Origin of the sequence: Venatoribacter cucullus (assembly GCF_016132445.1) — a bacterium.
In the GTDB taxonomy this organism is placed as follows: domain Bacteria; phylum Pseudomonadota; class Gammaproteobacteria; order Pseudomonadales; family Oceanobacteraceae; genus Venatoribacter; species Venatoribacter cucullus.
Window position 1 is genome coordinate 1246325 of record NZ_CP046056.1, and the last position, 24034, is coordinate 1270358.

Here is a 24034-nt window from a genome sequence, read left to right on the forward strand (position 1 = left end):
TCTTTTCGCCCGCTTATTCTGGTATTCCCGCATGGAAATTAAGGTTAATTTTCTCGACAACCTCCGGCTTGAAGCGAAGTTTGACGACTTCACCGTGATTGCCGACCAGCCCATCCGCTACAAAGGGGATGGGTCGGCGCCCGGTCCGTTTGATTACTTCCTCGCTTCATCGGCGCTCTGTGCGGCTTACTTTGTGAAGCTGTATTGCCAGACTCGCGATATTCCCACTGAGAATATCCGTCTGTCGCAAAACAACATCGTTGACCCGGAAAACCGCTACAACCAGATTTTTAAAATTCAGGTTGAGTTACCCGCGGATATTTCAGAAAAAGACCGCATTGGTATTCTGCGCTCCATTGACCGCTGCACCGTTAAAAAAGTAGTGCAGACCGGGCCCGAATTTGTCATTGAAGTGGTCGATAACCTTGATGCCGATGCCCAGGCGTTATTGCTGGCACCGCAGGCGCAGGGCGAAGGCACCCGCATCGAAGGCAAAGACCTGCCGCTGGAACAAACCATTGCCAATATGTCGGCCATTCTGGCCGGGCTGGGCATGAAAATTGAGATCGCTTCATGGCGCAATATTGTGCCCAATGTGTGGTCGCTGCATATCCGCGATGCCCATTCGCAGATGTGTTTTACCAACGGCAAAGGCTCCAGCAAAGAAAGCGCGCTGGCCTCGGCGCTGGGCGAATTTATTGAACGTCTGAACTGCAATTTCTTTTATAACGACCAGTTCTGGGGCGAAGAGATCGCCAATGCCGATTATGTGCATTACCCGGAAGAACGCTGGTTTCAGCCCGGCCCTAACGATGAACTGCCGGCGGACATTCTGGATGACTATTGTCTGGACATTTATAACCCGGACGGTGAGCTGCGCGGTTCGCATCTGTACGACACCAACTCGGGTAATACCAAGCGCGGTATTTGCTCGCTGCCGTTTGTGCGCCAGTCCGACGGCGAGGTGGTGTATTTCCCGTCCAACCTGATCGAAAACCTGTATTTAAGCAACGGCATGGCCGCCGGCAATACATTGGCGGAAGCGCAGGTGCAGTGTTTGTCGGAAATTTTTGAGCGCGCGGTAAAGCGCGAAATTCTTGAAAATGAACTGACGCTGCCGGATGTGCCGGAGCACGTACTGGCCAAATACCCTGGTATTGTCGCTGGTATTAAAGGCCTGGAAGAGCAGGGCTTTCCGGTGCTGGTAAAAGACGCTTCGCTGGGCGGCCAGTTCCCGGTGATGTGCGTCACCTTAATGAACCCGCGTACCGGTGGTGTGTTTGCCTCGTTCGGCGCCCATCCCAGTTTTCATGTGGCGCTGGAGCGCAGCCTCACCGAACTGCTGCAGGGCCGCAGTTTTGAAGGCCTGAACGACCTGCCACGGCCGACCTTTGAAAGCCATGCGGTGACCGAGCCGAACAATTTTGTCGAACACTTTATTGATTCCAGCGGCGTGGTGTCCTGGCGTTTCTTCAGTGCCCGTTCCGACTATGACTTTGTCGAATGGGATTTCACCTATCAGGGTGCCGACGCCAATACCCAGGAAGCCGCCACGCTGTTCGGCATTCTGGAAGACCTGGGCAAGGAAGTGTATATGGCGGTGTACCCGCATCTGGGCGCCAATGCCTGCCGTATTCTGGTACCGGATTATTCCGAGATTTATCCGCTCGATGACATCATCTGGGATAACACCAATAAAGCGCTGCTATTCCGCGAAGATATTCTTAACCTGCACCGCTTAACCGATAAGCAGCTGAAGGCGTTACTGAAACGTCTGGATGACAGCGAGCTGGATCATTACACCGATATCACCACCCTGATCGGCATTGAATTTGACGACAATACCGTCTGGGGTCAGCTGACCATTCTGGAACTGAAACTGCTGATCAGTCTGGCCCTGCAACGGCTGGAAGATGCTCAGGATCTGGTCGGAGAATTTCTGCAATTTAACGACAACACCGTTGAACGCGGGCTGTTTTATCAGGCCATGAATGCCGTGCTGGAAGTAACACTGGACGACGAGCTGGAACTGGCTGACTTTGAGCCCAATTTCCGCCGCATGTTCGGTAATGAACGTATGGATGCTGTGATTGGCTCAGTCGATGGTTCAGTGCGCTTCTATGGCTTAACGCCCACCAGTATGAAGCTGGAAGGGCTGGATAAGCACCTGCGCCTGATCGACAGCTATAAAAAGCTGCACGCCGCGCGGGGCAGGGCGGTTAATAATATTGGTTAAATTCTGGCAGTAACAATAAATGAACCTGGAATAAGCCAAAGAAAAAAAAGAGCCTCAATTGAGGCTCTTTTTTTAGTCCGGAACCGCGCTGAAATTATTCAGCCGCGACCGGTTTTACCACAAACAACAGATCGCCCTGGTTCACCTGCTGGCCATCGCTGTTCATGATGCGCGTCACCTTATACTTCTGCGACGCCGGGTACAGGTCAGTACCGGCACGGTTGAAGTGTTTCAGGCTCAGCGGCGTGAACATTTTCATCGCTTCCATCAGACACAGGGTCTGATCGATATTGATGATATCGCCTTCTTTCACGAACGGCGGTTCACTCGGTGAAGACGAGCCGTAGAAAATGCTGGTCGAGGGTGACAGCACTTTCAGTTCGTCGGAGCCTTCAATCTTCAGTGCAGCGGCGTCAACCGCGTTGGCACTCAGCTCGGCGGCGTCTTCAATATCCTGAATCAGGGCATCGGCATCAATGCGATCGAGGAATTGCGGCAGGTAAGTGGTGTCGTACACACCTTCCTGGAACACCTTATCGTCCAGCACGCGCTTCAGCAGCGGAATGTTGGTGCACACGCCGGTAATACGTACGCGCTCCAGGTATTCACGCAGCTTGGCGATGGTGTCGTTACGGTCTTTGCCGTAGCAAATAATCTGCACCACCATGCTGTCGTAGAAGGGCGATACTTTCTTGCCAGGCGCCGCCATGGCGATCAGCTCGATGTAATCTTCTTCCGGCAGCACACAGTCGCGGATCTGACCCGGGGTCGGCACAAACTCGATGTTGTCGTTTTTGCGCACGGCTTTTTCAGCGTTCACCCGCACTTCAATGGCGTAGCCTTTAGATACCGGTTTCAGGTCGGCAATGGATTCGCCTTCGGCAATTTTGAACTGCGTGCTGACGATATCAATGCCCGACACCAGTTCAGTAACCGGGTGCTCTACCTGCAAACGGGTATTCATTTCCATGAAATAAATGGTGTTGGCGGCCAGGTCGAAAATAAATTCAACCGTACCGGCACCCACGTATTTCACCGCATCGGCCAGCTTGGCGGCGTAGTCGTAAGCGGCTTGTTCCAGTTCACGCGGCAGCATGGTGGAACCGGACTCTTCAAAAATCTTCTGGTTATTACGTTGTACAGAACAGTCGCGCAGACCGAGGATTTTGGTGTTGCCATGGCTGTCACGCAGTACCTGCACTTCAATATGACGCAGTGAGGTCACGTATTTTTCCAGGTACACGTCGCCGTTACCGAAGGCGGCTTTGGCTTCCATGGAAATCTGCTGGAACAGGGCATGGATTTTATCGGCGGAATGCACCACCTGAATGCCCTTACCACCGCCACCGTGTACCGCTTTCAGCAGCACCGGGTAGCCGATTTCGTCAGCCACCGCGGCGGCATTGGCCGAGCTGGTTAAAATACCGTGCGAACCCGGTACCACCGGTACCTGTACGCGCATGGCGGTATTAATGGCGTTGGATTTGTTACCCATGGTTTCCATGGCGGAAACCGGCGGCCCAACAAAGTTAATGTCGTGGTTACCACACAGAGCGGCAAACTGGCTGCTTTCCGACAGGAAGCCGATACCCGGGTGCAGGGCGTCCACTTCTTCGTGGTGGGCGATACGCAGCACCGATTTGGCGTTCAGGTAACTTTCATCCGGGGTGTTACCACCGATACAGATCACGCGGTCCTGCGGGCCGAGCATATCGACCGGTACCGAATCCATATCCGGGTCGGACTGAATCAGCACCACCTGAATATTGTTTTCCTGCGCTTTGCGGATCAGCTTCACCGCGGTACAGCCACGGGCGTGAATCAGAACCTTGTCGATCTTGCCGAATTTTTTCAGCTTGCTGGCGTTTTCACCGGTATCCGGTGCCAGACGTTCCGCGGTCACGAAGCCCTGCAATACACGATCCAGTACGTCATCGACGCTGTAACGGGCCACCGGCATATCCGGGTCAATGGCGCGCAGACGTTCGTCCAGATCGTCAAAGAACGGGTGGCGTACCAGGCCGTCCATGGACTGCGGTGATACCGACAGATAGTTAGACAGCGTGCAGGTGCTGGGCAGGTAGCTGGGTACCACAATCTGGCCGGCGAACGGCATGTTGGTGCCGGAGAAATAATAGTTTTGCGCCAGCGGGTGCGTTACGAAGGATGCCTGCGCACCACCGGTACAGTCACCAAAGCCGAAAATCACAATCGGCAGGTCGTTATCACGCACAAAGCGGGTGATACGGTCGTTGACCACGGCCATAGAGAACAGAGCCGCAGCCCCTTCTTTGGTTTGCATGCCACCGGACGATACAAAGCACACAATCGGCAGGTTCAGGCGTGCACATTCCACCATCAGTTTGCAGAATTTCTCGGCGGCGGCCATATCGAAGGCGCCGGCCTGGAAGTCCAGGTTGGAGACCAGCGCGCCCACCTGCTGCTGACGGTCACCGATCTTGATGGTACCGATACCGGTAATCACACCGCAGGGTTTGATGTCTTTTTTCAGCGCTTCTTCGATGGAGCTGCGGAAGCCCGGGAAGGCCACCGGGTCGGCGGACATCAGGCTGGCGTTGGTTTCGGTGAAGTCACTGAAGAAACGCGCAACAATGGCCTTGGCCGAGGTTTTCTTCTGCCGCTTGGTGTCATCCAGAACCTGCTGAATCAGCAGGTCGTGGTAAGCCATGGTCAGGCGGTTCCAGAAGTCTTTACGGCGACCAATGGATACCGGGCTGATGCGGCCGTTGTAGGCTTTGCCATCCTGCTCAGCGGCATGATATTCCGGCAGCAGTTTTTCAAAGATAAAGGTGATTACCACAAACAATGTGTCGGACAGGCGCGGGAAGGCCAGTTTTTTCCACTCTTCCACTGACTTCAGGAAGTCACCACGCTGGCTGCTCTTAATGAAGTAGCTCAGCCAGTGGTTGAAGGATTCACGTTCCTGCGCGGTGTAGCTGTCGCCGGCGGTGGCTTCGGCCAGGGATTTTTCCAGCAGCACTTTCAGCGAGTCACGCGACAGCGCGCGGTGCTCGTTGGCTTCTTTGGCCACGTTCACCAGGTTGCCGATAAAGTTGTCGTACAGCTGACCGAATACCAGCATGTTCTGACACACATGGCTGAATTCATCGCGCAGTTCGTCGTGCAGAATGGCGTCCAGAATGGTGATATCCGGATGCGCCGGGTTCTGGATATTGTCCTGACGGAACTGAATATAGGGCGCCAGCGCTTCTTCCAGAATACGGCGGTTGGCTTCCACTTTGCTGCTGGCCAGACTGTTGGCCAGGGCTTCAGTACGGGTAGACAGTTTCAGCTGGGCGCGGATTTCATCGGGAATCAGATCATCCTGCAGAATGCTGTTCAGCGCCGTGGCCAGCGCTTGCTTCAGGGCGCCCCGGGATTTTTCTTTGGTTAAGCCCTGGGTCAGTTCCTGACGGGTTTCGTGCGGTAACTGTTCACGGATCCAGGTGGCCAGTGCGTGCGGATTTTTCTCAATAAATTCAGCAACTGCGGTGGCATCCAGAATATCGCCGGCACGCAGCATAAACTGGCTTTGTTTGTAGTCTTCCAGGTAATTCATCAGGCCGTCAAAGTTGACCGGCGCATCAGACTTCCAGCGGTTAAACAAATACAGGCCGAGGTTAAAGCACAGTTCCTGCTTGGCTTTCAGGTAATTGTTTTTCGGCTCACCCAGAAACAGCCGGGCAATGGTGCTGCGGCTTTCGTCACGGTCTTCGTATTTAGACCAGAAATTTTTCCAGCTTTTGTGCAGCAGGTCGTCGTAAACGATTTTTTCCGGTGCCTGCAGCCAGTTCTGGAATTTGCGCTTGGATTCACGCTGCAAACGCTGTTGCAGCTGACCTTCCGGTACCTCTTTATCCGCCAGGCGACCATAATTTTCCACGCTGGTGGAATGAATTCGGCGGCGCATGGTGAGGTAACGGGTATAGCGGTAGCTTAAGCCGAACAGGTTGATGTGCTCGGTCGGGTTCTGGGCGAGGAAGAAATTCGCGCCTTTTTCCAGTTTAACCAGCTTATCGGACGGCGACAGGAAACGGTCAATACTGCGCTTGTAGTGGTCCATCAGATACGGATTGGTGCGGGCAAATTCGGCCGCACTTTCTTCGATGGACTGAATGCCGGTGGTGATGGCCTGCAGCAGGTTGTAACGTTTTTCGTCGGCGTCGGACGGAGCGTAATCAATAATGCCGTCGATAATACCGGCGGCCCGCAGTTCGTAAGAAGATACGCCAACATACTTGGCGCATTCCTGCCACGACAGGTTGTATTTACGCGCAATACTGGCCAGACCCTGCGGCTGGATGGTGTTGAAAATACCATCACGTACGCTCAGCAGAATGTTGGTGGCGGCCAGCGGAATGGCACCACCGGAATAGCCAGCGCCCCAGATAATACCGACGGTCGGCACATCGTTGTTGGCCATTTCGGTGATCAGGTGGGAAATACTGTGAGCCTGGTTGGCGGCGTTAGCGGCCTCACCGGCATCGGCACCGGGGGTGTCGATAAAGGTCACAATCGGCATGGAACGACGGGCAAAAGCACGGGCAACCTGAGCAGCACGATTATGGTGTTGCGGGCCCCAGGCGCCATGGGCGTGTTCGCGGTTCTGACAGATAAAACCGACCCGGCGCTGATGGTCACCAAATTCGACATCGGCTTCGGCGCAATACAGCGGGCCGTCTTCGGTTTCGGTAATAATGCGGATAACCAGGTGCTTGATGATGTCTTTGGCACCCATGCGGTTACTGTTTTCGCTGGGCGCGACAGCCTGCTCAATGTAGCTGTCGATGTCCAGCTCGCGCAGGCGCTCCACTTCGGCGTTGCACCTGGCCGGCGAGATCAGGCCTTTAACGCGGTGGTCAACGGCGTTGTCTTCGTATTCCGGAAACAGGGAAAAGTCTGCCGACAGCTGCTCGGCTTCCTGGAACAGTTGGTCGACGCTGCGGTCGGTGGTGTCAAGCGGGTTGATTTTTTGTTTCATCGGTAATGTCCATGACGGTTCGGGAGTTACCAGACTGGCCTGTATCGGATGGCGCAAAACCAATCTGAGCACCCGGTGGCGAAATCGCCACCCTGAGTGCCTTAGTAAACCCCAAAAAGTGTTGCTTTAAAATCACTGATCGGCCTTAAAGACCGGGCATTATGTCACTAATTACAGAGACTGAAAAACCAGCGCCGCGTTGGTGCCACCAAAGCCAAAACTGTTCGACATAACGGTTTTCAGCTGGGCCGGGCGGTTTTCAGTCACAATCGGGAAGCTGGCCGCGCCTTCGTCCCGTTCGCTGATGTTGGCACTGCCGGTAATAAAACCGTGTTTCAGCATCAGCAGGCTGTAAATGGCTTCCTGCACACCGGCGGCACCCAATGAGTGACCGGTAAGGGATTTGGTGGAACTGATCGGCGGAATGGTATTGCCAAAGGCCTCTGCCACCGCTTTCAGCTCGGTGATGTCACCGGCTGGGGTGCTGGTGCCGTGAGTATTCAGATAATCAATGGTCGGGTTGCCGGCCATGGCCAGGGCATCACGCATACAGCGGATCGCGCCTTCACCGGACGGGGCGACCATATCGGCACCGTCGGAGGTGGCGGAGTAACCAATCAGTTCGGCATAAATAGTGGCACCACGTTTTACCGCGTGTTCGTATTCTTCCAGTACCAGCATGCCGCCGCCGCCGGCGATGACGAAGCCGTCACGGTTGGCATCGTAAGGGCGGGAAGCGCTTTCCGGGCTGTCGTTGTATTTGCTCGACAGGGCGCCCATGGCGTCAAACTGGGTGGTCAGGGACCAGTGTTCTTCTTCACCGCCACCGGCGAAGACGATGTCTTGCTTGCCCCACTGAATCAGCTCCATACCGTGGCCAATACAATGCGCACTGGTGGCGCAGGCGGAGGTCATGGAGTAGTTCACACCTTTAATAGAGAAAGGCGTGGCCAGGTTGGCAGAGACGGTGCTGCCCATGGTGCGGGTAACGCGGTAGGGGCCAACTTTGCGGACGCCTTTTTCGCGCAGAATATCGACGGATTCGACAATGTCGCTGGCGGAAGCGCCACCGGAACCGGCCACTAAGCCGGTACGCGGGTTACTGATCATCTCTTCGGTGAGGCCGGCATCGGCAATGGCTTCACGCATGGACAGATAGGCGTAAGCGGCCGAGTCACCCATAAAGCGTTTCAGTTTGCGGTCGATGACTTCGTCGAGGTCAATCTGCGGTTTGCCGGCCACATGGCTGCGCAAGCCCAGTTCGGCGTATTCCGGCATAAAGCGGATACCTGAACGCTGTGCCTGCAATGACGCCAGCACTTCCTCTTTGTTGTTACCAATGCAACCAACGATACCAATACCTGTAACCACAACTCGACGCATAACCACTCGACCTTTTCAGCAAAATACCATCTGCACAGTGTGTCAGATGAAGTTTGAGGTAGTATGACAACCTCTTTGGCGGGCTTCACTATATAGCAGTGAGGAAAAAGTCATAAAGAAAAATATTGTTAACTAATAGTTGGTAATTCTCTGCTTGAGGGGTTTATTAATGAAGACAGGGCAGGATATCCGTTGGCAGCGGGCGCAGGAGTTATTGCAGGAAAACGCGTTGGATATTGCCACGATGGCGGCTTGTCTGGGGCAGGATGAAACAAAACTTCAGGCGATGCTGAGCGCGCAGCCCAGCCGTAAAATACCGGATGCGCTGGCGGAACAGATGGAGCAGACCTTCTGCAAACCGCGCGGATGGCTCAGTCAGTCCGATGATGGCGGCATTTCCTTTGATCTGTTTGGTGCCTGACGCTCGCTGAATGCTTACTTTCTCTCCCACCGGAAGCACAGATGATAACCATGGATAATAAAAACTTAGCCAGCCGTAATGACCGGGCCAGCCAATGGCAGCAGCTGCAGCAGATGACAGAACCCTGGGATGTGCTGGTTGCTGGTGGCGGTATTACCGGTGCCGGTGTGGCCCGCGAAGCAGCCCGCCGGGGCTTGCGGGTACTGCTGGTGGAGCGGCAGGATTTTGCCTGGGGTACCTCCAGCCGCTCTTCCAAAATGGTACATGGTGGCCTGCGCTATATGGCCGCCGGTGATTTCCGCACCACCCGCCATTCGGTACAGGAGCGTGAACGGCTGCTGCGCGAGGCGCCGGGGCTGGTGGAATTAATGCCCTATGTGATGCCGCATTATCGTGGCCATTTTCCTGGTCCCTTCTTATTTAATGCGTTGTTGTGGCTGTACGACGCGTTTGCCGGTAAACGCTACCGGCGTTTTCACAAGGCGGCCTCGTTCCACGCTCAGGTACCGTTTTTGTATGACGATGGACTGACCGGGGCCACTGAGTTTGCCGATGCCGTGACTGATGATGCGCGGTTGGTGCTGCGGGTATTGCGGGAAGCCCAACAGGATGGCGCGCAGACCCTGAACTATGTCGGTGTGGAACAGCTGCTGCAGCAGAATGGGCGGGTGTGTGGGGCCGTATTAAAAGATGCGCTCAGCGGCCAGCAATGCGACGTACGGGCGCAGGTGGTGATCAACGCCACGGGTGCCTGGGTGGATGAATTGCGTGGCCAGTTGCAGCAGGCGCCGAAAATCCGGCCCGCCCGCGGCAGCCATATTGTGGTGGCCGCCGAGCGTTTGCCGGTGACCATGGCGTTTACCATTCTGCATCCGGATGATCAGCGCCCCATTTTTGTGTATCCCTGGGAAGGCCGTACCGTGATTGGCACCACCGATCTGGATCATCCGGGACTGGGTAATGAAGAAGTAGGCATCAGTCGGTCCGAGCTGGAGTATCTGCTGAAGCTGGCAGCGCATCGTTTTCCTGCTGCAGCAGTAACGGAACAGGATGTGATTGCCAGCTGGGCCGGCGTCCGGCCGCTGGTTTCATCCGGGGCCCTGAATCCGTCTAAAGAGAAGCGGGACCACAGTGTCTGGGATGATCAGGGATTGGTCAGCGTCAGCGGCGGTAAGCTGACCACCTTCCGGTTGATTGCTCTGGATGCGTTAAACGCGGCCCGCCGCTATCTGACTCATTGGCCGGCCGGGGATTTTCCGACGCAAATTTTCCGCCCGTACAAGCCGCAGCATCCTTCCTGGTCGGCCTTGCCAGCTGCCATCCAACAGCGTTTGCTGGGCTATTACGGTCAGGATACCGATGCACTATTGCAGCGGGCACAGTCCGGCGAGCTGACGGTGATTCCGGGTACCCATACGCTGTGGGCGGAGTTGCGCTTTGCCGCCGCTTGCGAAGCCGTGCAGCATTTGGATGATCTGTTATTGCGGCGTACCCGTATCGGTTTATTGCTGGAACAGGGCGGGATGTTGTGGGCAGAGAAGATACGCGCAGTCTGCCAGCCGGAGCTGGGCTGGAGTGATGAACATTGGGCGGCTGAGCAGCAGCGTTATGAGCAGATCTGGCAGCGCTATTACAGCCTGCCGGTGTCGGCTTAACCGCCGAGCTGACCGAACAGCTCGCGGGTGGTGTGGAGGGCATTCAGGTAATGCCGCTCCATATCGGCTGGTTCAAGACCCAGCCCTTGTAACAGCGGCCAGTCGATTTCTTCCCAGCGCCCCTTTTCCATGGCGACGGTGGTGGCCAGGATCAGGCCGTAATCGCCCTGATGCTGCAATAATGCCTGGGTCAGCGATTCCGGCAGGTGCAGCTGTTGGCAGATTTCAGTAAGCGGGTGATCAAAAAACGCATCCAGCAGTGAAAACAGTCCAAGCGTAAAGGCGGTGTCTTCATCCAGCCCGGGCCAGGCAAAAACCATGGCTTTGCATAAATGTGCCCGTACCACCGCTTGTTCCCGCAGGACATCAGGCTTGTGCTGCAGTTTGCCCAAGGCGATCAGGTTTGACCAGGAACGCAGCCGGTCAAGGCCAACCAGCATAATGGCGTGGGGGATAGAGGAAACCACGCTGACAAAGCCCATGGCGGCTGAGTTCACCAGTTTCAGCAGCTTATAGCTGAGCTGCGGATCGGTCTGCAGTACGCTGGCAACATCGTTAATACGCGCATCGGGCATATTCAGCACTTTCAGAATTTGCAGTACCGCCAGCTGGCTGTCGGGCAGGCGTTTGCCGTACACATTGGCCGGGTGGCTGAAAAAATAGCCCTGAAACAGATCGCAGCCGGCAGCCAGACAAAACTCAAATTCTTCCTGGGTTTCTACTTTTTCTGCCAGCCATTTCAGACCATGAGCTTTATGTTCTTCAATCAGCTGCGGCAGCATGGCCAGATCGGGCAGGCGGCGGATATCAACTTTGATAATATCGACCAGAGGAAACAGCGCCACTGGCGCTGCATCACCCTGATAGTCGTCCAGGGCAATGCGGTAGCCGAATTTGCGCAGGCTTTGCAGCGCCTGCAGATTCTCGGCATCCGGTTCAATGTATTCCAGCAGTTCGGCCACCAGACGATTGGACGGCAGCATCGGCGGGTTGTGCAGCCAGTGGCGGGTAAAATTAATAAAAGCTGGTAAGCCACCGGTGACCTGGTCAATGCCGATATCATTGAAGGCACTGATCAGAACTTCGCTGGTGGCATGGTCACCGAAAACATCCTGCCACTGGCGGGTGTCCTGGGGCACCGGGCGACACAGCAGTTCATAACCGACCACTTTCTGGCGGCGGTTAAGAATAGGCTGACGGGCAAGCAAGGGCAGTGACGTGTTATCCATATCGTTTCCTTGATAGTTGTGTCCATTGTAGCGGTAAAAATGCAGCGCATTCTGGTGAATTGTCTACACTTTACGAAATTAAAGTGATTGGAGTGTGGTATGAGCGGTGTGCTGAGTAGTGTTGATGCCCGCACAAAGCTGGTCGGGCAGAACCGGCTTGAGTTATTGCTGTTCAATTTAGGCGGTACCCAGCAGTTCGCCATTAACGTATTCAAGGTCCAGGAGGTGATGCGCCTGCCTCGCCTGACCCGTATTCCTGATCGTCATCCGGTGGTGCGTGGGGTAACGCACTTGCGTGGGCAAACGGTACCGGTGGTGGATTTACGCCATGCTATCCAGATGGGTCCGCTGAAGGTGAATGAAAGTGAAGCCACTATTATCGTTACCGAGTACAACCGCACGGTGCAGGCCTTTCTGGTTGGTGGCGTTGACCGCATCGTTAATATGAACTGGAATGAAATTCTGCCGCCACCCGGAGGCTCGGGCCGCCAGCATTACCTGACCGCCATCACCCGTATTGATGATCGCATTGTCGAGATTATTGACGTTGAAAAAGTGCTGGCTGAAATCGCACCGTATCAGCTTAATTTGTCGGAAGAAGCGTACGACAAAGAACTGATGGCCCGTATTAAGGGCAAGGATATTCTGATTGTTGACGATTCCCATGTGGCCATTCACCAGATGCGGCAGGTGCTGGAGCCGATGGGGATGAACATCATCGAAGCGCATAACGGTCTTGAAGCCTATCAGTTGCTGATGCACTGGAAGGAAGAGGGGCGTGATATTACCGACCGTTTGCTGATGATTATTACTGACGCAGAAATGCCGGAAATGGACGGTTATATGCTGACCACCGAAATCCGTCGTGATCCGGAATTGCAGTCATTAATGGTCATTCTGCATACTTCACTGTCGGGTAATTTTAATAAGGCGATGGTGGAAAAAGTCGGTTGTGATGGCTTTTTGTCGAAGTTTGCCCCGGAAGCGCTGGCCAAAGATGTGCAGCGTCTGTTGCGGCAAAAACTGAATATGCCGCCGCGCGAAGAATAACCTTATTGGTTTTTACCCCTCACTGAGTACGGCCAGCATTTTGCTGGCCGTTCTGTTTGGCCGCAGTACAATACCGGCAGCTGATCCGAGGTGCGCCGATGCTGCAGATTTCCCGCTTGTTTATGTATCCCATTAAGTCCTGTGCCGGTATGGAAGTATCCGAGCTGACGCTGGATGCCTGGGGCGCTGTGGGCGACCGGCGCTTTGTGCTGGCGGATGCGCAGGGGCAGTTTCTGACCCAGCGGCAATTACCTCAGATGCAGCGTATTCAGCCGCGCTGGCAGGGTGACGATTTGCAGGTTGTCTGTGCCGGCCATGCTGATTTGCTGGTACCCGCCGCGGCCGGAGCCGGGGAGTGTTTGGTGCAGGTGTGGAAAGATTCGGTTGCTGCTCAGGATTGTGGCGAGGCGGCGGCAGACTGGTTTAGCACTGTTTTGGGCGTTTCCTGCCGGTTGCTGCGGTTGCCGCAGCAGCGTTTTCCGGCCACGCAGCAACGCCGGGTAAATCCGAAATATACCGAACAGGATCACTGGCTGAGTTTTGCTGATGGTTTTCCGTTGCTGTTGGTGAATCAGTCCAGCCTGGATGCATTAGGGCAGACATTAGGGCGGCCACTGGATGTTATCCGCTTCCGGCCGAATGTGGTGCTGAGCGGTGCACAGGCCTGGCAGGAATTGCGCTGGAGCGAGTTACACAATGATGACGGCGGCACGCTGATGTGCTGCAAACCCTGCGAGCGTTGCGTAATTCCCACCCGTCATCCGCAGACACTGGCACGAGAGGCGGATGTGCTGGAAGCACTCAAAGCACAGTGTCGTATCGATGGGAAAATTATTTTCGGCCAGAACGCGCTCTTCCATGAGCTGACGGTGCTGCGCAGAGGCGATACGTTCCGCGCTGGCTGAAATTCTCAGCGGCTGCTCTTTGGCAGCCGCAGCAGCAGGGCTGAAGTATCCAGTTTTCCTGCCCCTTGCTGCTGCAATTCGCCATAAAACTGATCCACCAGTGCCGTTACCGGCAAACTGCTGCCATTGTGAAGGGCCTCCTGCAGGCAGATCTGCAGGTCTTTACGCATCCAGTCCACCGCAAAACCGTGGTCAAACTCGCCGTTCAGCATGGTTTGATGGCGGTTCTGTAATTGCCAGCTGCTGGCTGCGCCCTGACCGATCACCTTCATTACCTGCTCAGCGTCCAGACCGGCGTTACGGGCAAACTGCAGGCCTTCGGCCAGCGCCTGAATCAGGCCGGCCACGCAGATCTGATTCACCATTTTTGCTTTCTGACCACAGCCCGGGTTACCCAAGCGTTCAATCAGGCGGGTGTAGGGCGCGGTGATACGCACAATGTCGTCATAATCGGCGGCTGCGCAACCGGCCATCAGGCTCAGCTGGCCGTTGATGGCACCTTGCTGACCACCGGAAACCGGTACATCAGCAAAGCGTAAGCCCTGTTCGGCACAACGGGCGGCCAGTTCTTCCGCCAGCCGGGCCGAGGTGGTGGTGTGATCGATAAGCAGCGTCCCTGGTTGCAGCTGAGCCAGCAGCTGGTCATTTAACAGCTCGCGGACATCGGCATCACGGCCGACGCACAGAATAACGGCATCGGCATTGTGTGTTGTGGTTGCCGGTGTTGTGCAGGCGGTACCGGGAAATTCCTCCGCCCAGCGTTGCGCTTTGTTGTGAGTACGGTTGAAAACCCGCAGCTGGTGGCCGCTGTTGGCCAGATGCCCGGCCATGGGGTAACCCATATTACCGAGGCCTAAAAATGCGATGGTTGCCATGCTACTTCCTCTGTCGGGTAATGAATCAGCGCCCATAAAAAAGCCGCTCATGTGAGCGGCTTTGGTCAGCAAATTGAATTATTTGCTGGGGTAGTCACGCTTGGCGTGACCAGTGTACAGCTGACGCGGACGACCAATACGGTAGTCAGAGCTGATCATTTCGTTCCAGTGGGCAATCCAGCCCGGGGTACGGCCAGTGGCGAAGATGACGGTGAACATTTCAGTCGGAATGCCAATGGCTTTCAGGATGATGCCGGAGTAGAAGTCGACGTTCGGGTACAGACCGCGCTTCACGAAGTACTCGTCTTCGGTGGCGATTTTCTCCAGTTTCATGGCGATCTTCAGCAGCGGGTCATCCTGCATGCCCAGTTCAGACAGAACTTCATCGCAGGTTTGCTTCATCACTTTGGCGCGCGGGTCAAAGTTCTTATACACACGGTGGCCGAAGCCCATCAGACGGAACGGATCGTCTTTGTCTTTGGCTTTGGCAATAAAGGTATCGATGTTGGATTCGTCACCGATTTCGCTCAGCATGTTCAGAACCGCTTCGTTAGCACCACCGTGAGCAGGGCCCCACAGGGCTGCAATACCAGAAGCGATACAGGCGAACGGGTTGGCACCGGTAGAGCCGGCCAGACGCACAGTAGAAGTAGAAGCGTTCTGTTCGTGGTCAGCGTGCAGCAGGAAAATACGATCCATAGCACGGGCGATGACCGGGCTGATTTTCTTCTCTTCACAGGGGGTGTTGAACATCATGTGCAGGAAGTTTTCAGCGTAAGACAGCTCATTACGCGGGTATACGAACGGCTGACCGATGGAATATTTGTAAACCATGGCCGCCAATGTTGGCATTTTGGCGATCAGACGGTGAGCAGAAACCAGACGGTGATGGTCGTCATGGATATCCAGCGAGTCATGATAAAAAGCCGACAGGGCGCCGACAACGCCACACATAACGGCCATCGGGTGTGCATCACGACGGAAGCCATTAAAGAAGTGGCTTAACTGCTCATGCACCATGGTGTGGTTTTTGATGGTGTTAACGAAAGTTTCTTTTTCCTGAGCGTTCGGCAGCTCTCCGTGCAGCAGCAGGTAGCAGGTTTCGAGGTAATCAGATTTCTCGGCCAGTTGCTCAATCGGGTAGCCGCGGTGCAGCAGAACACCGGCAGCACCATCAATATAGGTGATCTTGGATTCGGTGGCGGCAGTGGACATAAAGCCGGGATCGTAGGTGAACAGACCCTTGCCAGAGAGGCTGCGAACGTCGACAACATCGGGCCCTATTGTGCCTTCATAGACCGGCAGTTCTAAGGTTTCTTCAATGCCATCAACTTTCAGTGTTGCTTTTTTGTCAGCCATGGATAGGCCTCCTGCTGTTCGGAATTAAGCCTTAAAAAAAGGCGTGATCTCAAAAGAAAGGGCACAACTATAGGTTCAGATGTTCGTTTGTCAATTACCCAGCAGTAGGGCAGAACAAGTTGCGCGGATGCATTATAGTCGCAGCCCGACGAAGCACTGCATGGTTTTTTTACTGACCGGTATCTCTTTAAGTACGGAATCCGCGTTTGTAAAAGCCGGGTGTGGTGACTATAATTTGTCGCAACCTGAAACTTGTGCAAGACTTGTACAAGCGTAGGGTGTCTTCCTGAGCCTGCGCTTAACCCCTGCCTCAGACAGGGTGGCTAAGCCCATAAGAGAGTGTAAGAGCCGTGAATAGCAAAAGACCTACCAATTTAGATCTGACTACCATTCAGCTCCCACTTCCCGCCAAGGCATCCATCATTCACCGTATTTCCGGTCTGATTCTGTTTTTCGCTGTGGCTTTTATGCTGTGCGCGTTGGCGGCATCGCTGGAGTCTGAACAGTCTTTTGCTGATCTGAAAGCGGGGTTTGATAACGGCCTGGTTAAGTTCATCACCTGGGGCATTTTATCTGCACTGGGTTACCACTTTGTGGCAGGTATCAAACACCTGTTGATGGACATGGGAATTGGTGAAAGCAAAGAAGGCGGTCGTACCGGTGCCATTATTACCTTAATTGGTGGCGCGATCGTAATCGTTCTGGCAGGAGTTTGGGTATGGTAAACAGTGTCACCAACTATGGCCGGAATGGCGTGCATGACTGGATTATTCAGCGTGCGAGCGCTGTGATTCTGGCTCTTTACACCCTGTTTCTGCTGGGCTTCGTCATCGCGACGCCGGATATGCAGTACGGACAATGGCAGGGTTTGTTCGCCCAGACCTGGATGAAAGTGTTCAGTCTGGCTGCCCTGGTCGCCATCTGTGCCCATGCCTGGGTCGGTATGTGGACAATTTCAACTGATTACCTCAAAGCAGCGGCTGTCCGTTTCGCTTTCCAGATGATGTGTGCAGGTTTCCTGTTCGTTTATCTGGTATGGGGTATCGCCATTCTGTGGAGTGTGTAAGTCATGGCAAAAATCAGAACCATGTCCTATGACGCCATCGTAATCGGTGGTGGTGGTGCTGGCATGCGTGCCGCGCTGCAGCTGACTGAAGCCGGCATCAAGACTGCGTGTATTACCAAAGTATTCCCGACCCGTTCGCATACGGTATCGGCGCAGGGTGGTATTACTTGTGCGATTGCTTCTGCCGACCCGAACGATGATTGGCGCTGGCACATGTACGATACCGTTAAAGGTTCCGACTATATCGGTGACCAGGACGCTATCGAATACATGTGTTCCGTAGGCCCGCAGGCGGTATTCGAGCTGGAGCATATGGGTCTGCCATTCTCCCGTACCGAAGAAGGCCGTATTTATCAGCGTCCTTTCGGTGGTCAGTCCAAGGGTCCGGATAACCCGACTCAGGCTGCCCGTACCTGTGCCGCCGCTGACCGTACCGGTCACGCGCTGCTGCACGCCCTGTATCAGGGTAACCTGAAAGGCGGTACCACCTTCCTGAACGAATGGTATGCCGTTGATCTGGTGAAAAACGCGAAAGGTCAGGTGGCGGGTGTTATCGCTATCTGTATCGAAAACGGTGAAACCGTTTACATCAAAGCCAAAGCCACTGTACTGGCGACCGGCGGTGCCGGCCGTATTTACCAGTCCACCACCAACGCCCTGATCAATACCGGTGACGGTGTTGGTATGGCTGTACGTGCTGGTGTGCCGCTGCAGGATATGGAAATGTGGCAGTTCCACCCGACCGGTATTGCCGGTGCCGGCGTTCTGGTAACAGAAGGCTGTCGTGGTGAAGGTGGTTACCTGATCAACTCGGAAGGTGAGCGCTTTATGGAGCGTTACGCTCCGAACGCCAAAGACCTGGCCGGCCGTGACGTTGTGGCCCGTTCCATGGTGCTGGAAATTCTGGAAGGCCGCGGCTGTGGTCCGAACAAAGATCATGTACTGCTGAAGCTGGATCACCTGGGTGAAGAAACCCTGAACCTGCGTCTGCCGGGTATCTGTGAGCTGTCCAAAACCTTCGCTGCTGTTGACCCGGTGAAAGAACCGGTACCGGTGGTTCCGACCTGTCACTATATGATGGGCGGTATTCCGACCAATATCGGTGGTCAGGCACTGGCGCAGGACGAAAACGGCAACGACGTAGTGGTTGAAGGCCTGTACGCCGCTGGCGAAATCGCTTGTGTATCTGTACACGGCGCTAACCGTCTGGGTGGCAACTCACTGCTGGATCTGGTGGTGTTTGGTCGCTCTGTGGGTCTGCAGGTTGAGAAAAACTTCCGCGAAGGTTTCGACTTTGTTGATCCGACCGATGCTGATATCGAACGTGCGATGGCCCGTCTGGATCGTCTGAATAACTCTACCTCTGGTGAGTCTGTAGCCGCCGTACGTGCGGATCTGCAGAAAACCATGCAGCTGTACTTCGGTGTATTCCGTGACGGCGAAGCCATGGCCAAAGGTCTGCAGTTGCTGAATGAAATCGGCGAGCGCATCAAAAATACCGTGCTGGAAGACAAGAGCGGCCCGTTCAACACCGCCCGTATTGAAGCACTGGAGCTGGATAACCTGTTTGAAACCGCTTATGCCACGGCTGTTGCGGCTATCGAGCGTAAAGAATCCCGCGGTGCGCATGCGCGTAACGACTTTACCGAACGTGATGACGAGAACTGGCTGTGCCACTCTCTGTACATTCCGCAAACCAAGACAATCGGCAAACGTGCAGTGAACTTCGCTCCGAAGACAGTTCCTGCCTTTGAACCGAAAGTCCGTACCTATTAATCCGGGAGTATCAGTATGTTAGTGAGTATCTATCGCTACAATCCGGAGAAGGACGCCGCTCCGTATATGCAGGACTACGAAATCACCATTCCGGGCGACCGCGATGTGATGATTCTGGACGTTCTGGCATTGGTGAAAGAACAGGATTCAACCCTGGCTTACCGTCGTTCCTGTCGTGAGGGTGTGTGTGGCTCTGACGGTATGAACATTAACGGTAAGAACGGTCTGGCCTGTATTACGCCGATTTCCGAAGCCACCAAAGGCAAGATGGACAAGCTGGTGCTGCGTCCGCTGCCGGGTCTGCCGGTTATCCGTGACCTGGTCATCGATATGACCCTGTTCTATAAGCAGTACGAAAAGATCAAACCGTTCCTGATGAATGACACTCCGGCTCCGGCCATTGAGCGTCTGCAGTCTCCGGAAGAGCGTGAGAAGCTGGATGGCCTGTACGAGTGTATTCTCTGTGCCTGCTGTTCAACGGCCTGTCCGTCGTTCTGGTGGAACCCCGACAAGTTCGTGGGCCCGTCTGGTCTGTTGCAGGCTTACCGCTTCCTGGCGGACAGCCGTGACACCCACACTGAAGAACGATTGGCCGCTTTGAGCGATCCGTTCAGTGTGTTCCGTTGCCGTGGCATCATGAACTGCGTTAACGTCTGCCCGAAAGGATTGAACCCGACCCGTGCGATCGGTCATATCCGTAATATGCTGCTGTCTCAACAGGTGTAATCGCTGAATACACTGTTTTAATGGTGGTATTAGACGTAAGTGGGCTGGACACACAGCCCTCTTACGTTAACAATTTCTCAAAAATAACGCTCACAAAGCGTTATTTTTAACTAAGCTTAAATTAGTTGAGGGAGCGGGGAATTCCCGGTTCACCTCAGAGGCCTAGCGACCTATCCGGTCGGCCCTCTATCTCGCAAGCGCTAGAGTCGGTGCACACACTCTGTGGGTGATTTCCCTCGTTTTGGACCTAAAACAGGGTGGTCGTACATGCACGAGCAGACAATGGAGCAACTCTGGAAAACCTCTCAGCTTGCTGGAGGCAACGTTGCTTATATCGAGGAGCTCTTTGAAACCTACCTAAGAGATCCCAACGAAGTGTCAGAAGAATGGCGTAACTACTTCGATCAGTTACCCCGTGTCGATGAAAATACTTCAACAGATACCCCGCATAAGCCCATCCGGGAGCAGTTTCTCCTCCTCTCTAAAAATCAGCGTCGTTCCCGTCCGGTAGCCCAGTCTGCGGTCTCCACGGATCACGAACGCAAGCAGGTTAAAGTACTGCAGCTGATCAATGCCTACCGTGGTCGTGGTCATCAGCATGCCAAGCTGGATCCGCTGAACCTGATGGAACGGCAGAAAGTACCTGATCTGGATCTCGCATTTCATGGGTTGTCCCGTGCCGATCTGGACGTTGTATTTCAAACCGGTTCGCTCTTCATCGGTCAGGAAGAAGCACCGCTGAAAGATATCATCAGTGCCCTCGAAACCACTTACTGTGGCACTGTGGGTGCTGAATACATGCACATTGTAAACACCGCCGAACAGCGCTGGTTCCAGCAGCGTCTGGAAAGTGTGCGTGCCCATCCGAAATACGGCAGTGAAGTAAAACTGCATCTGCTTGAGCGCCTGACTGCGGCTGAGGGGCTGGAAAAATACCTGGGTTCCCGTTACCCCGGTGTAAAACGCTTTGGTCTGGAAGGCGGCGAAAGCTTAATTCCGATGATGGACGAGCTGATCCAGCGCAGCGGTACCTATGGTGCCAAAGAAATCGTGATCGGTATGGCGCACCGCGGTCGTCTGAATACCCTGATCAACACATTGGGTAAAAAGACGTCCGATCTGTTCGATGAGTTTGACGGTAAAGTCCATTACGAATCTCACGGTGACGTGAAATACCACCAGGGCTTCTCGTCCAACGTGATGACCTCTGGCGGTGAAGTGCATCTGGCGCTGGCGTTTAACCCGTCGCATCTGGAAATTGTATCGCCGGTAGTGGAAGGTTCCGTACGTGCCCGCCAGGACCGCCGTAACGATAAAACCGGTGAGAAAGTGGTGCCGGTCAGCATTCATGGCGACTCTGCCTTTGCTGGTCAGGGCGTGGTGATGGAAACCTTCCAGATGTCACAGACCCGGGCTTACAAAACCGGTGGTACCGTTCACATCGTTATCAACAACCAGGTTGGCTTTACTACCAACAAACGCGAAGACGTGCGTTCAACCGAATACTGTACCGACGTTGCGAAAATGATCGAAGCGCCGATCCTGCACGTTAACGGTGATGACCCGGAAGCGGTTCTGTTTGTTACCCAGCTGGCGGTGGATTACCGTAATGAGTTCCACAAAGACGTGGTGCTGGATCTGGTTTGCTACCGTCGTCGTGGCCACAACGAAGCCGATGAGCCGTCTGGTACTCAGCCTCTGATGTACAGCAAAATCAAAGCACAGAAGAGCACCCGTGAACTGTACTCTGACAAGCTGATCACAGAAGGCGTGATTACCGCCGAAGCGTCAAAAGAACTGGAAGAAGAATACCGCAAGGCGCTGGATGAAGGTCGCCACGTGGTGAAGAGTCTGGTTAAAGAGCCGAACAAAGAACTCTTTGTTGACTGGACTCCGCACATTGGTCACGAGTGGACCACCAAAGCGGATACCACCTTCGATCTGAAACGTCTGCAGGAACTGTCCAACAAGTTGCTGGAAGTACCGGAAGGCTTCTCCGTGCAGCGTCAGGTTGGCAAAATTCTGGAAGACCGCGCCAAAATGGCCGCCGGTGCTATGCCAATCAACTGGGGCTTCGCCGAAACCATGGCTTACGCCACCTTGTTGGATCAGGGCTATCAGATTCGTATCACAGGTCAGGACGTTGGCCGTGGTACCTTCTCACATCGCCATGCGGTGCTGCACAACCAGAAAGATGGCTCGGCCTATGTTCCGCTGGCGAACCTCAGCCCGGCGCAGCCACCGATTGCTATTTACGACTCTTTGCTGTCTGAAGAAGCGGTACTGGCGTTCGAATACGGCTATTCCACCACCACGCCAAACGCGCTGGTGATATGGGAAGCGCAGTTCGGTGACTTTGCCAACGGTGCACAGGTTGTGTTTGACCAGTTTATTTCGTCCGGTGAGCACAAGTGGGGCCGTCTGTGTGGTTTAACCATGCTGCTGCCGCATGGCTATGAAGGGCAGGGGCCGGAACACTCATCCGCCCGTCTGGAGCGTTACCTGCAGCTGTGTGCCGAGCACAACGTACAGATTTGTGTACCGTCCACACCAGCACAGGTTTACCACATGCTGCGTCGTCAGGTGATCCGTCCGCTGCGTAAGCCGCTGGTGGTGATGTCACCGAAGAGTCTGCTGCGTCATAAATTGGCGACCAGCACGCTGGAAGAACTGTCCGGTGGTCGTTTCCGTACCGTTATTGATGAAATCGATCAGCTCGATGCGGCCAAAGTACGTCGTATTCTGCTGTGCTCCGGTAAGGTGTATTACGATCTGCTGGAACGTCGTCGTGCGGAAAATATCGATGATATTGCCATCGTGCGTATCGAACAGCTGTATCCGTTCCCGGCCAAGCAACTGGCTAAGATTTTGTCTAAATACGTTAACGTTCAGGAAGTATTCTGGACTCAGGAAGAGCCTATGAATATGGGCGCCTGGTACAGCAGTCAGCATCATATGCGTCGTGCTCTGCAGCAGCTGAACCCGGCTCTGCATCTGGAATACGCCGGTCGTAAAGCCTCGGCCTCTCCGGCGGCCGGCTATATGAAGCTGCACCTTGAACAGCAAGAACAATTAATCCGTGACGCTCTGGGTTTACAGAGCCAGGTAACTGCAGGAAACTAATAAGGAATAACTGATGAGCATCGAAATTAAGGCACCCACATTTCCTGAATCTGTCGCTGATGGCACGGTAGCTACCTGGCACAAAAAGCCGGGTGAGCCGGTACAGCGTGACGAACTGCTGGTCGACATTGAAACCGATAAAGTGGTTCTGGAAGTTGTCGCTCCTGCAGATGGCACCCTGAAAACCGTGTTCAAAAATGAAGGCGATGTGGTGTTAAGCGACGAAGTGCTGGCAGTATTTGTCGAAGGCGCTGTTGAAGCCGCCGCTCCGGCCGCTGCTGCTGCCGCTCCGGCTGCAGCGTCTGCCGACGTTATTCTGAGCCCGGCAGCGCGCAAAATTGCCGAAGAAAATAACGTTAATCCGGCCACCGTTGCGGCATCCGGAAAAGACGGTCGTGTTACCAAAGAAGATGTGGTTAACCACCTGAAATCCGCTCCGAAAGCGGCTCCGGCTGCTGCAGCACCGAAAGCGGCGGCAACGGCTCCGGTGGTTGGTCTGCCGGTCGGTGAGCGCATTGAGAAACGCGTTCCAATGACCCGTCTGCGTGCCACCATTGCCAAGCGTCTGGTGGAAGCTCAGCAGAGCGCGGCCATGCTCACAACGTACAACGAAGTGAACATGAAGCCGGTAATGGATCTGCGTGCCAAGTACAAAGATCAGTTTGAGAAAGTACACGGTGTGAAGATGGGCTTTATGTCGTTCTTCGTGAAAGCCGCTACTGAAGCACTGAAGCGTTTCCCGGCGGTTAACGCCTCAATCGATGGTAACGACATGGTGTACCACGGTTATCAGGATGTCGGCGTGGCCGTATCCACCGAACGCGGTCTGGTCGTGCCGGTACTGCGTGACACCGACAGCATGAGCCTGGCCGAAATTGAAAGCACCATTGGTGATTTCGCCAAGCGTGGCCGTGATGGCAAGCTGGGTATCGATGATATGCAGGGCGGTACCTTTACCATCACCAACGGTGGTATTTTCGGTTCTCTGATGTCTACTCCGATTCTGAACCCGCCACAAACCGCCATTCTGGGGATGCACAAAATTCAGGATCGTCCGATGGCCGTTAACGGTCAGGTCGTGATTCTGCCGATGATGTACCTGGCTCTGTCTTACGATCACCGCATGATCGATGGCAAAGAAGCTGTACAGTTCCTGGTGGCCATTAAAGACCTGCTGGAAGATCCGGCCCGTCTGCTGCTGGACATTTAATCCGCCCGAATCATCCGA

16 protein-coding genes are annotated in these 24034 nt (G+C 54.6%); 11 read left to right on the plus strand and 5 right to left on the minus strand.

The genetic code is table 11. The features are described from left to right. Positions 1-31 precede the first annotated feature (31 nt). Entirely contained in the window at positions 32-2236 is a 2205-nt protein-coding gene (locus tag GJQ55_RS05920; protein ID WP_228346590.1) for an OsmC domain/YcaO domain-containing protein, read from the plus strand. Positions 2237-2330: 94 nt separating this feature from the next. Here GJQ55_RS05920 and GJQ55_RS05925 read toward each other — a convergent pair whose 3' ends face one another. Both GJQ55_RS05925 and fabB read right to left on the minus strand, forming a co-directional pair. After that, positions 2331-7238 (minus strand): ATP-binding protein, encoded by a 4908-nt coding sequence (locus GJQ55_RS05925; RefSeq protein ID WP_228346591.1) that lies wholly within the window; start codon positions 7236-7238, stop codon positions 2331-2333. A 171-nt stretch (positions 7239-7409) separates the two neighbouring features. Then, entirely contained in the window at positions 7410-8621 is a 1212-nt protein-coding gene (fabB, locus tag GJQ55_RS05930) for a beta-ketoacyl-ACP synthase I (protein WP_228346592.1), read from the minus strand. Between the two features lie 169 nt (positions 8622-8790). On the opposite strand from fabB, the gene GJQ55_RS05935 reads away from it, so the two are divergent. Both GJQ55_RS05935 and GJQ55_RS05940 read left to right on the plus strand, forming a co-directional pair. Further along, positions 8791-9042 carry a hypothetical protein gene (locus GJQ55_RS05935; RefSeq protein WP_228346593.1) on the plus strand — a complete coding sequence of 84 codons (252 nt, stop codon included), beginning with the start codon at positions 8791-8793 and terminating at the stop codon, positions 9040-9042. Between the two features lie 41 nt (positions 9043-9083). Further along, entirely contained in the window at positions 9084-10697 is a 1614-nt protein-coding gene (locus GJQ55_RS05940) for a glycerol-3-phosphate dehydrogenase/oxidase (RefSeq protein ID WP_228346594.1), read from the plus strand. Here GJQ55_RS05940 and GJQ55_RS05945 read toward each other — a convergent pair. After that, on the minus strand, positions 10694-11926 hold the full coding sequence (locus GJQ55_RS05945; protein ID WP_228346595.1) for an EAL and HDOD domain-containing protein: 1233 nt from the start codon (positions 11924-11926) through the stop codon (positions 10694-10696). The genes GJQ55_RS05940 and GJQ55_RS05945 overlap by 4 nt on opposite strands. Positions 11927-12025: 99 nt before the next feature. Here GJQ55_RS05945 and GJQ55_RS05950 point away from each other — a divergent pair, with 99 nt between their 5' ends. Both GJQ55_RS05950 and GJQ55_RS05955 read left to right on the plus strand, forming a co-directional pair. Then, positions 12026-12976: a chemotaxis protein CheV gene (locus GJQ55_RS05950; protein ID WP_228346596.1), complete on the plus strand. Its 951-nt coding sequence runs from the start codon at positions 12026-12028 to the stop codon at positions 12974-12976. 98 nt (positions 12977-13074) lie between these two features. Continuing rightward, complete coding sequence (locus GJQ55_RS05955) at positions 13075-13881, plus strand: MOSC domain-containing protein (protein WP_228346597.1); 807 nt, start codon at positions 13075-13077, stop codon at positions 13879-13881. A 5-nt stretch (positions 13882-13886) separates the two neighbouring features. On the opposite strand, the gene GJQ55_RS05960 is transcribed toward GJQ55_RS05955, so the two are convergent. Together GJQ55_RS05960 and gltA are read right to left on the minus strand one after the other, a co-directional pair. Further along, positions 13887-14756, minus strand: a complete 870-nt coding sequence (locus GJQ55_RS05960) for an NAD(P)-dependent oxidoreductase (protein ID WP_228346598.1) — start codon at positions 14754-14756, stop codon at positions 13887-13889. Between the two features lie 78 nt (positions 14757-14834). Beyond that, positions 14835-16115, minus strand: coding sequence for a citrate synthase (gene gltA, locus GJQ55_RS05965; protein WP_228346599.1), 1281 nt, complete (start codon positions 16113-16115; stop codon positions 14835-14837). 350 nt (positions 16116-16465) lie between these two features. Between gltA and sdhC the strand changes: the two genes are divergently transcribed. The 6 genes from sdhC (at position 16466) to odhB (ending at position 24016) form a co-directional block, all read left to right on the plus strand. Further along, positions 16466-16840 (plus strand): succinate dehydrogenase, cytochrome b556 subunit, encoded by a 375-nt coding sequence (gene sdhC / locus GJQ55_RS05970; RefSeq protein ID WP_228346600.1) that lies wholly within the window; start codon positions 16466-16468, stop codon positions 16838-16840. Continuing rightward, entirely contained in the window at positions 16834-17181 is a 348-nt protein-coding gene (sdhD, locus tag GJQ55_RS05975) for a succinate dehydrogenase, hydrophobic membrane anchor protein (protein WP_228346601.1), read from the plus strand. Before sdhC ends, sdhD begins: the two co-directional genes overlap by 7 nt. 3 nt (positions 17182-17184) lie before the next feature. Next, positions 17185-18957, plus strand: coding sequence for a succinate dehydrogenase flavoprotein subunit (gene sdhA / locus GJQ55_RS05980; RefSeq protein ID WP_228346602.1), 1773 nt, complete (start codon positions 17185-17187; stop codon positions 18955-18957). Positions 18958-18972: 15 nt separating this feature from the next. Beyond that, entirely contained in the window at positions 18973-19683 is a 711-nt protein-coding gene (locus GJQ55_RS05985) for a succinate dehydrogenase iron-sulfur subunit (RefSeq protein WP_228346603.1), read from the plus strand. Between the two features lie 267 nt (positions 19684-19950). Next, positions 19951-22806, plus strand: a complete 2856-nt coding sequence (locus GJQ55_RS05990) for a 2-oxoglutarate dehydrogenase E1 component (RefSeq protein ID WP_228346604.1) — start codon at positions 19951-19953, stop codon at positions 22804-22806. 13 nt (positions 22807-22819) lie between these two features. Beyond that, a complete protein-coding gene (odhB, locus tag GJQ55_RS05995) occupies positions 22820-24016 on the plus strand; it encodes a 2-oxoglutarate dehydrogenase complex dihydrolipoyllysine-residue succinyltransferase (RefSeq protein ID WP_228346605.1) in 1197 nt (398 codons plus the stop codon). Positions 24017-24034 lie beyond the last annotated feature (18 nt).

Coding starts and splice junctions, on each gene's coding strand:
- GJQ55_RS05945 (WP_228346595.1), bottom strand. CDS start 11,926: ATGGATAACACGTCACTGCCCTTGCTTGCCCGTCAGCCTATTCTTAAC.
- GJQ55_RS05990 (WP_228346604.1), top strand. CDS start 19,951: ATGCACGAGCAGACAATGGAGCAACTCTGGAAAACCTCTCAGCTTGCT.
- GJQ55_RS05935 (WP_228346593.1), top strand. CDS start 8,791: ATGAAGACAGGGCAGGATATCCGTTGGCAGCGGGCGCAGGAGTTATTG.
- fabB (WP_228346592.1), bottom strand. CDS start 8,621: ATGCGTCGAGTTGTGGTTACAGGTATTGGTATCGTTGGTTGCATTGGT.
- GJQ55_RS05950 (WP_228346596.1), top strand. CDS start 12,026: ATGAGCGGTGTGCTGAGTAGTGTTGATGCCCGCACAAAGCTGGTCGGG.
- GJQ55_RS05925 (WP_228346591.1), bottom strand. CDS start 7,238: ATGAAACAAAAAATCAACCCGCTTGACACCACCGACCGCAGCGTCGAC.
- gltA (WP_228346599.1), bottom strand. CDS start 16,115: ATGGCTGACAAAAAAGCAACACTGAAAGTTGATGGCATTGAAGAAACC.
- odhB (WP_228346605.1), top strand. CDS start 22,820: ATGAGCATCGAAATTAAGGCACCCACATTTCCTGAATCTGTCGCTGAT.
- GJQ55_RS05940 (WP_228346594.1), top strand. CDS start 9,084: ATGATAACCATGGATAATAAAAACTTAGCCAGCCGTAATGACCGGGCC.
- sdhD (WP_228346601.1), top strand. CDS start 16,834: ATGGTAAACAGTGTCACCAACTATGGCCGGAATGGCGTGCATGACTGG.
- sdhA (WP_228346602.1), top strand. CDS start 17,185: ATGGCAAAAATCAGAACCATGTCCTATGACGCCATCGTAATCGGTGGT.
- GJQ55_RS05985 (WP_228346603.1), top strand. CDS start 18,973: ATGTTAGTGAGTATCTATCGCTACAATCCGGAGAAGGACGCCGCTCCG.
- GJQ55_RS05960 (WP_228346598.1), bottom strand. CDS start 14,756: ATGGCAACCATCGCATTTTTAGGCCTCGGTAATATGGGTTACCCCATG.
- GJQ55_RS05955 (WP_228346597.1), top strand. CDS start 13,075: ATGCTGCAGATTTCCCGCTTGTTTATGTATCCCATTAAGTCCTGTGCC.
- GJQ55_RS05920 (WP_228346590.1), top strand. CDS start 32: ATGGAAATTAAGGTTAATTTTCTCGACAACCTCCGGCTTGAAGCGAAG.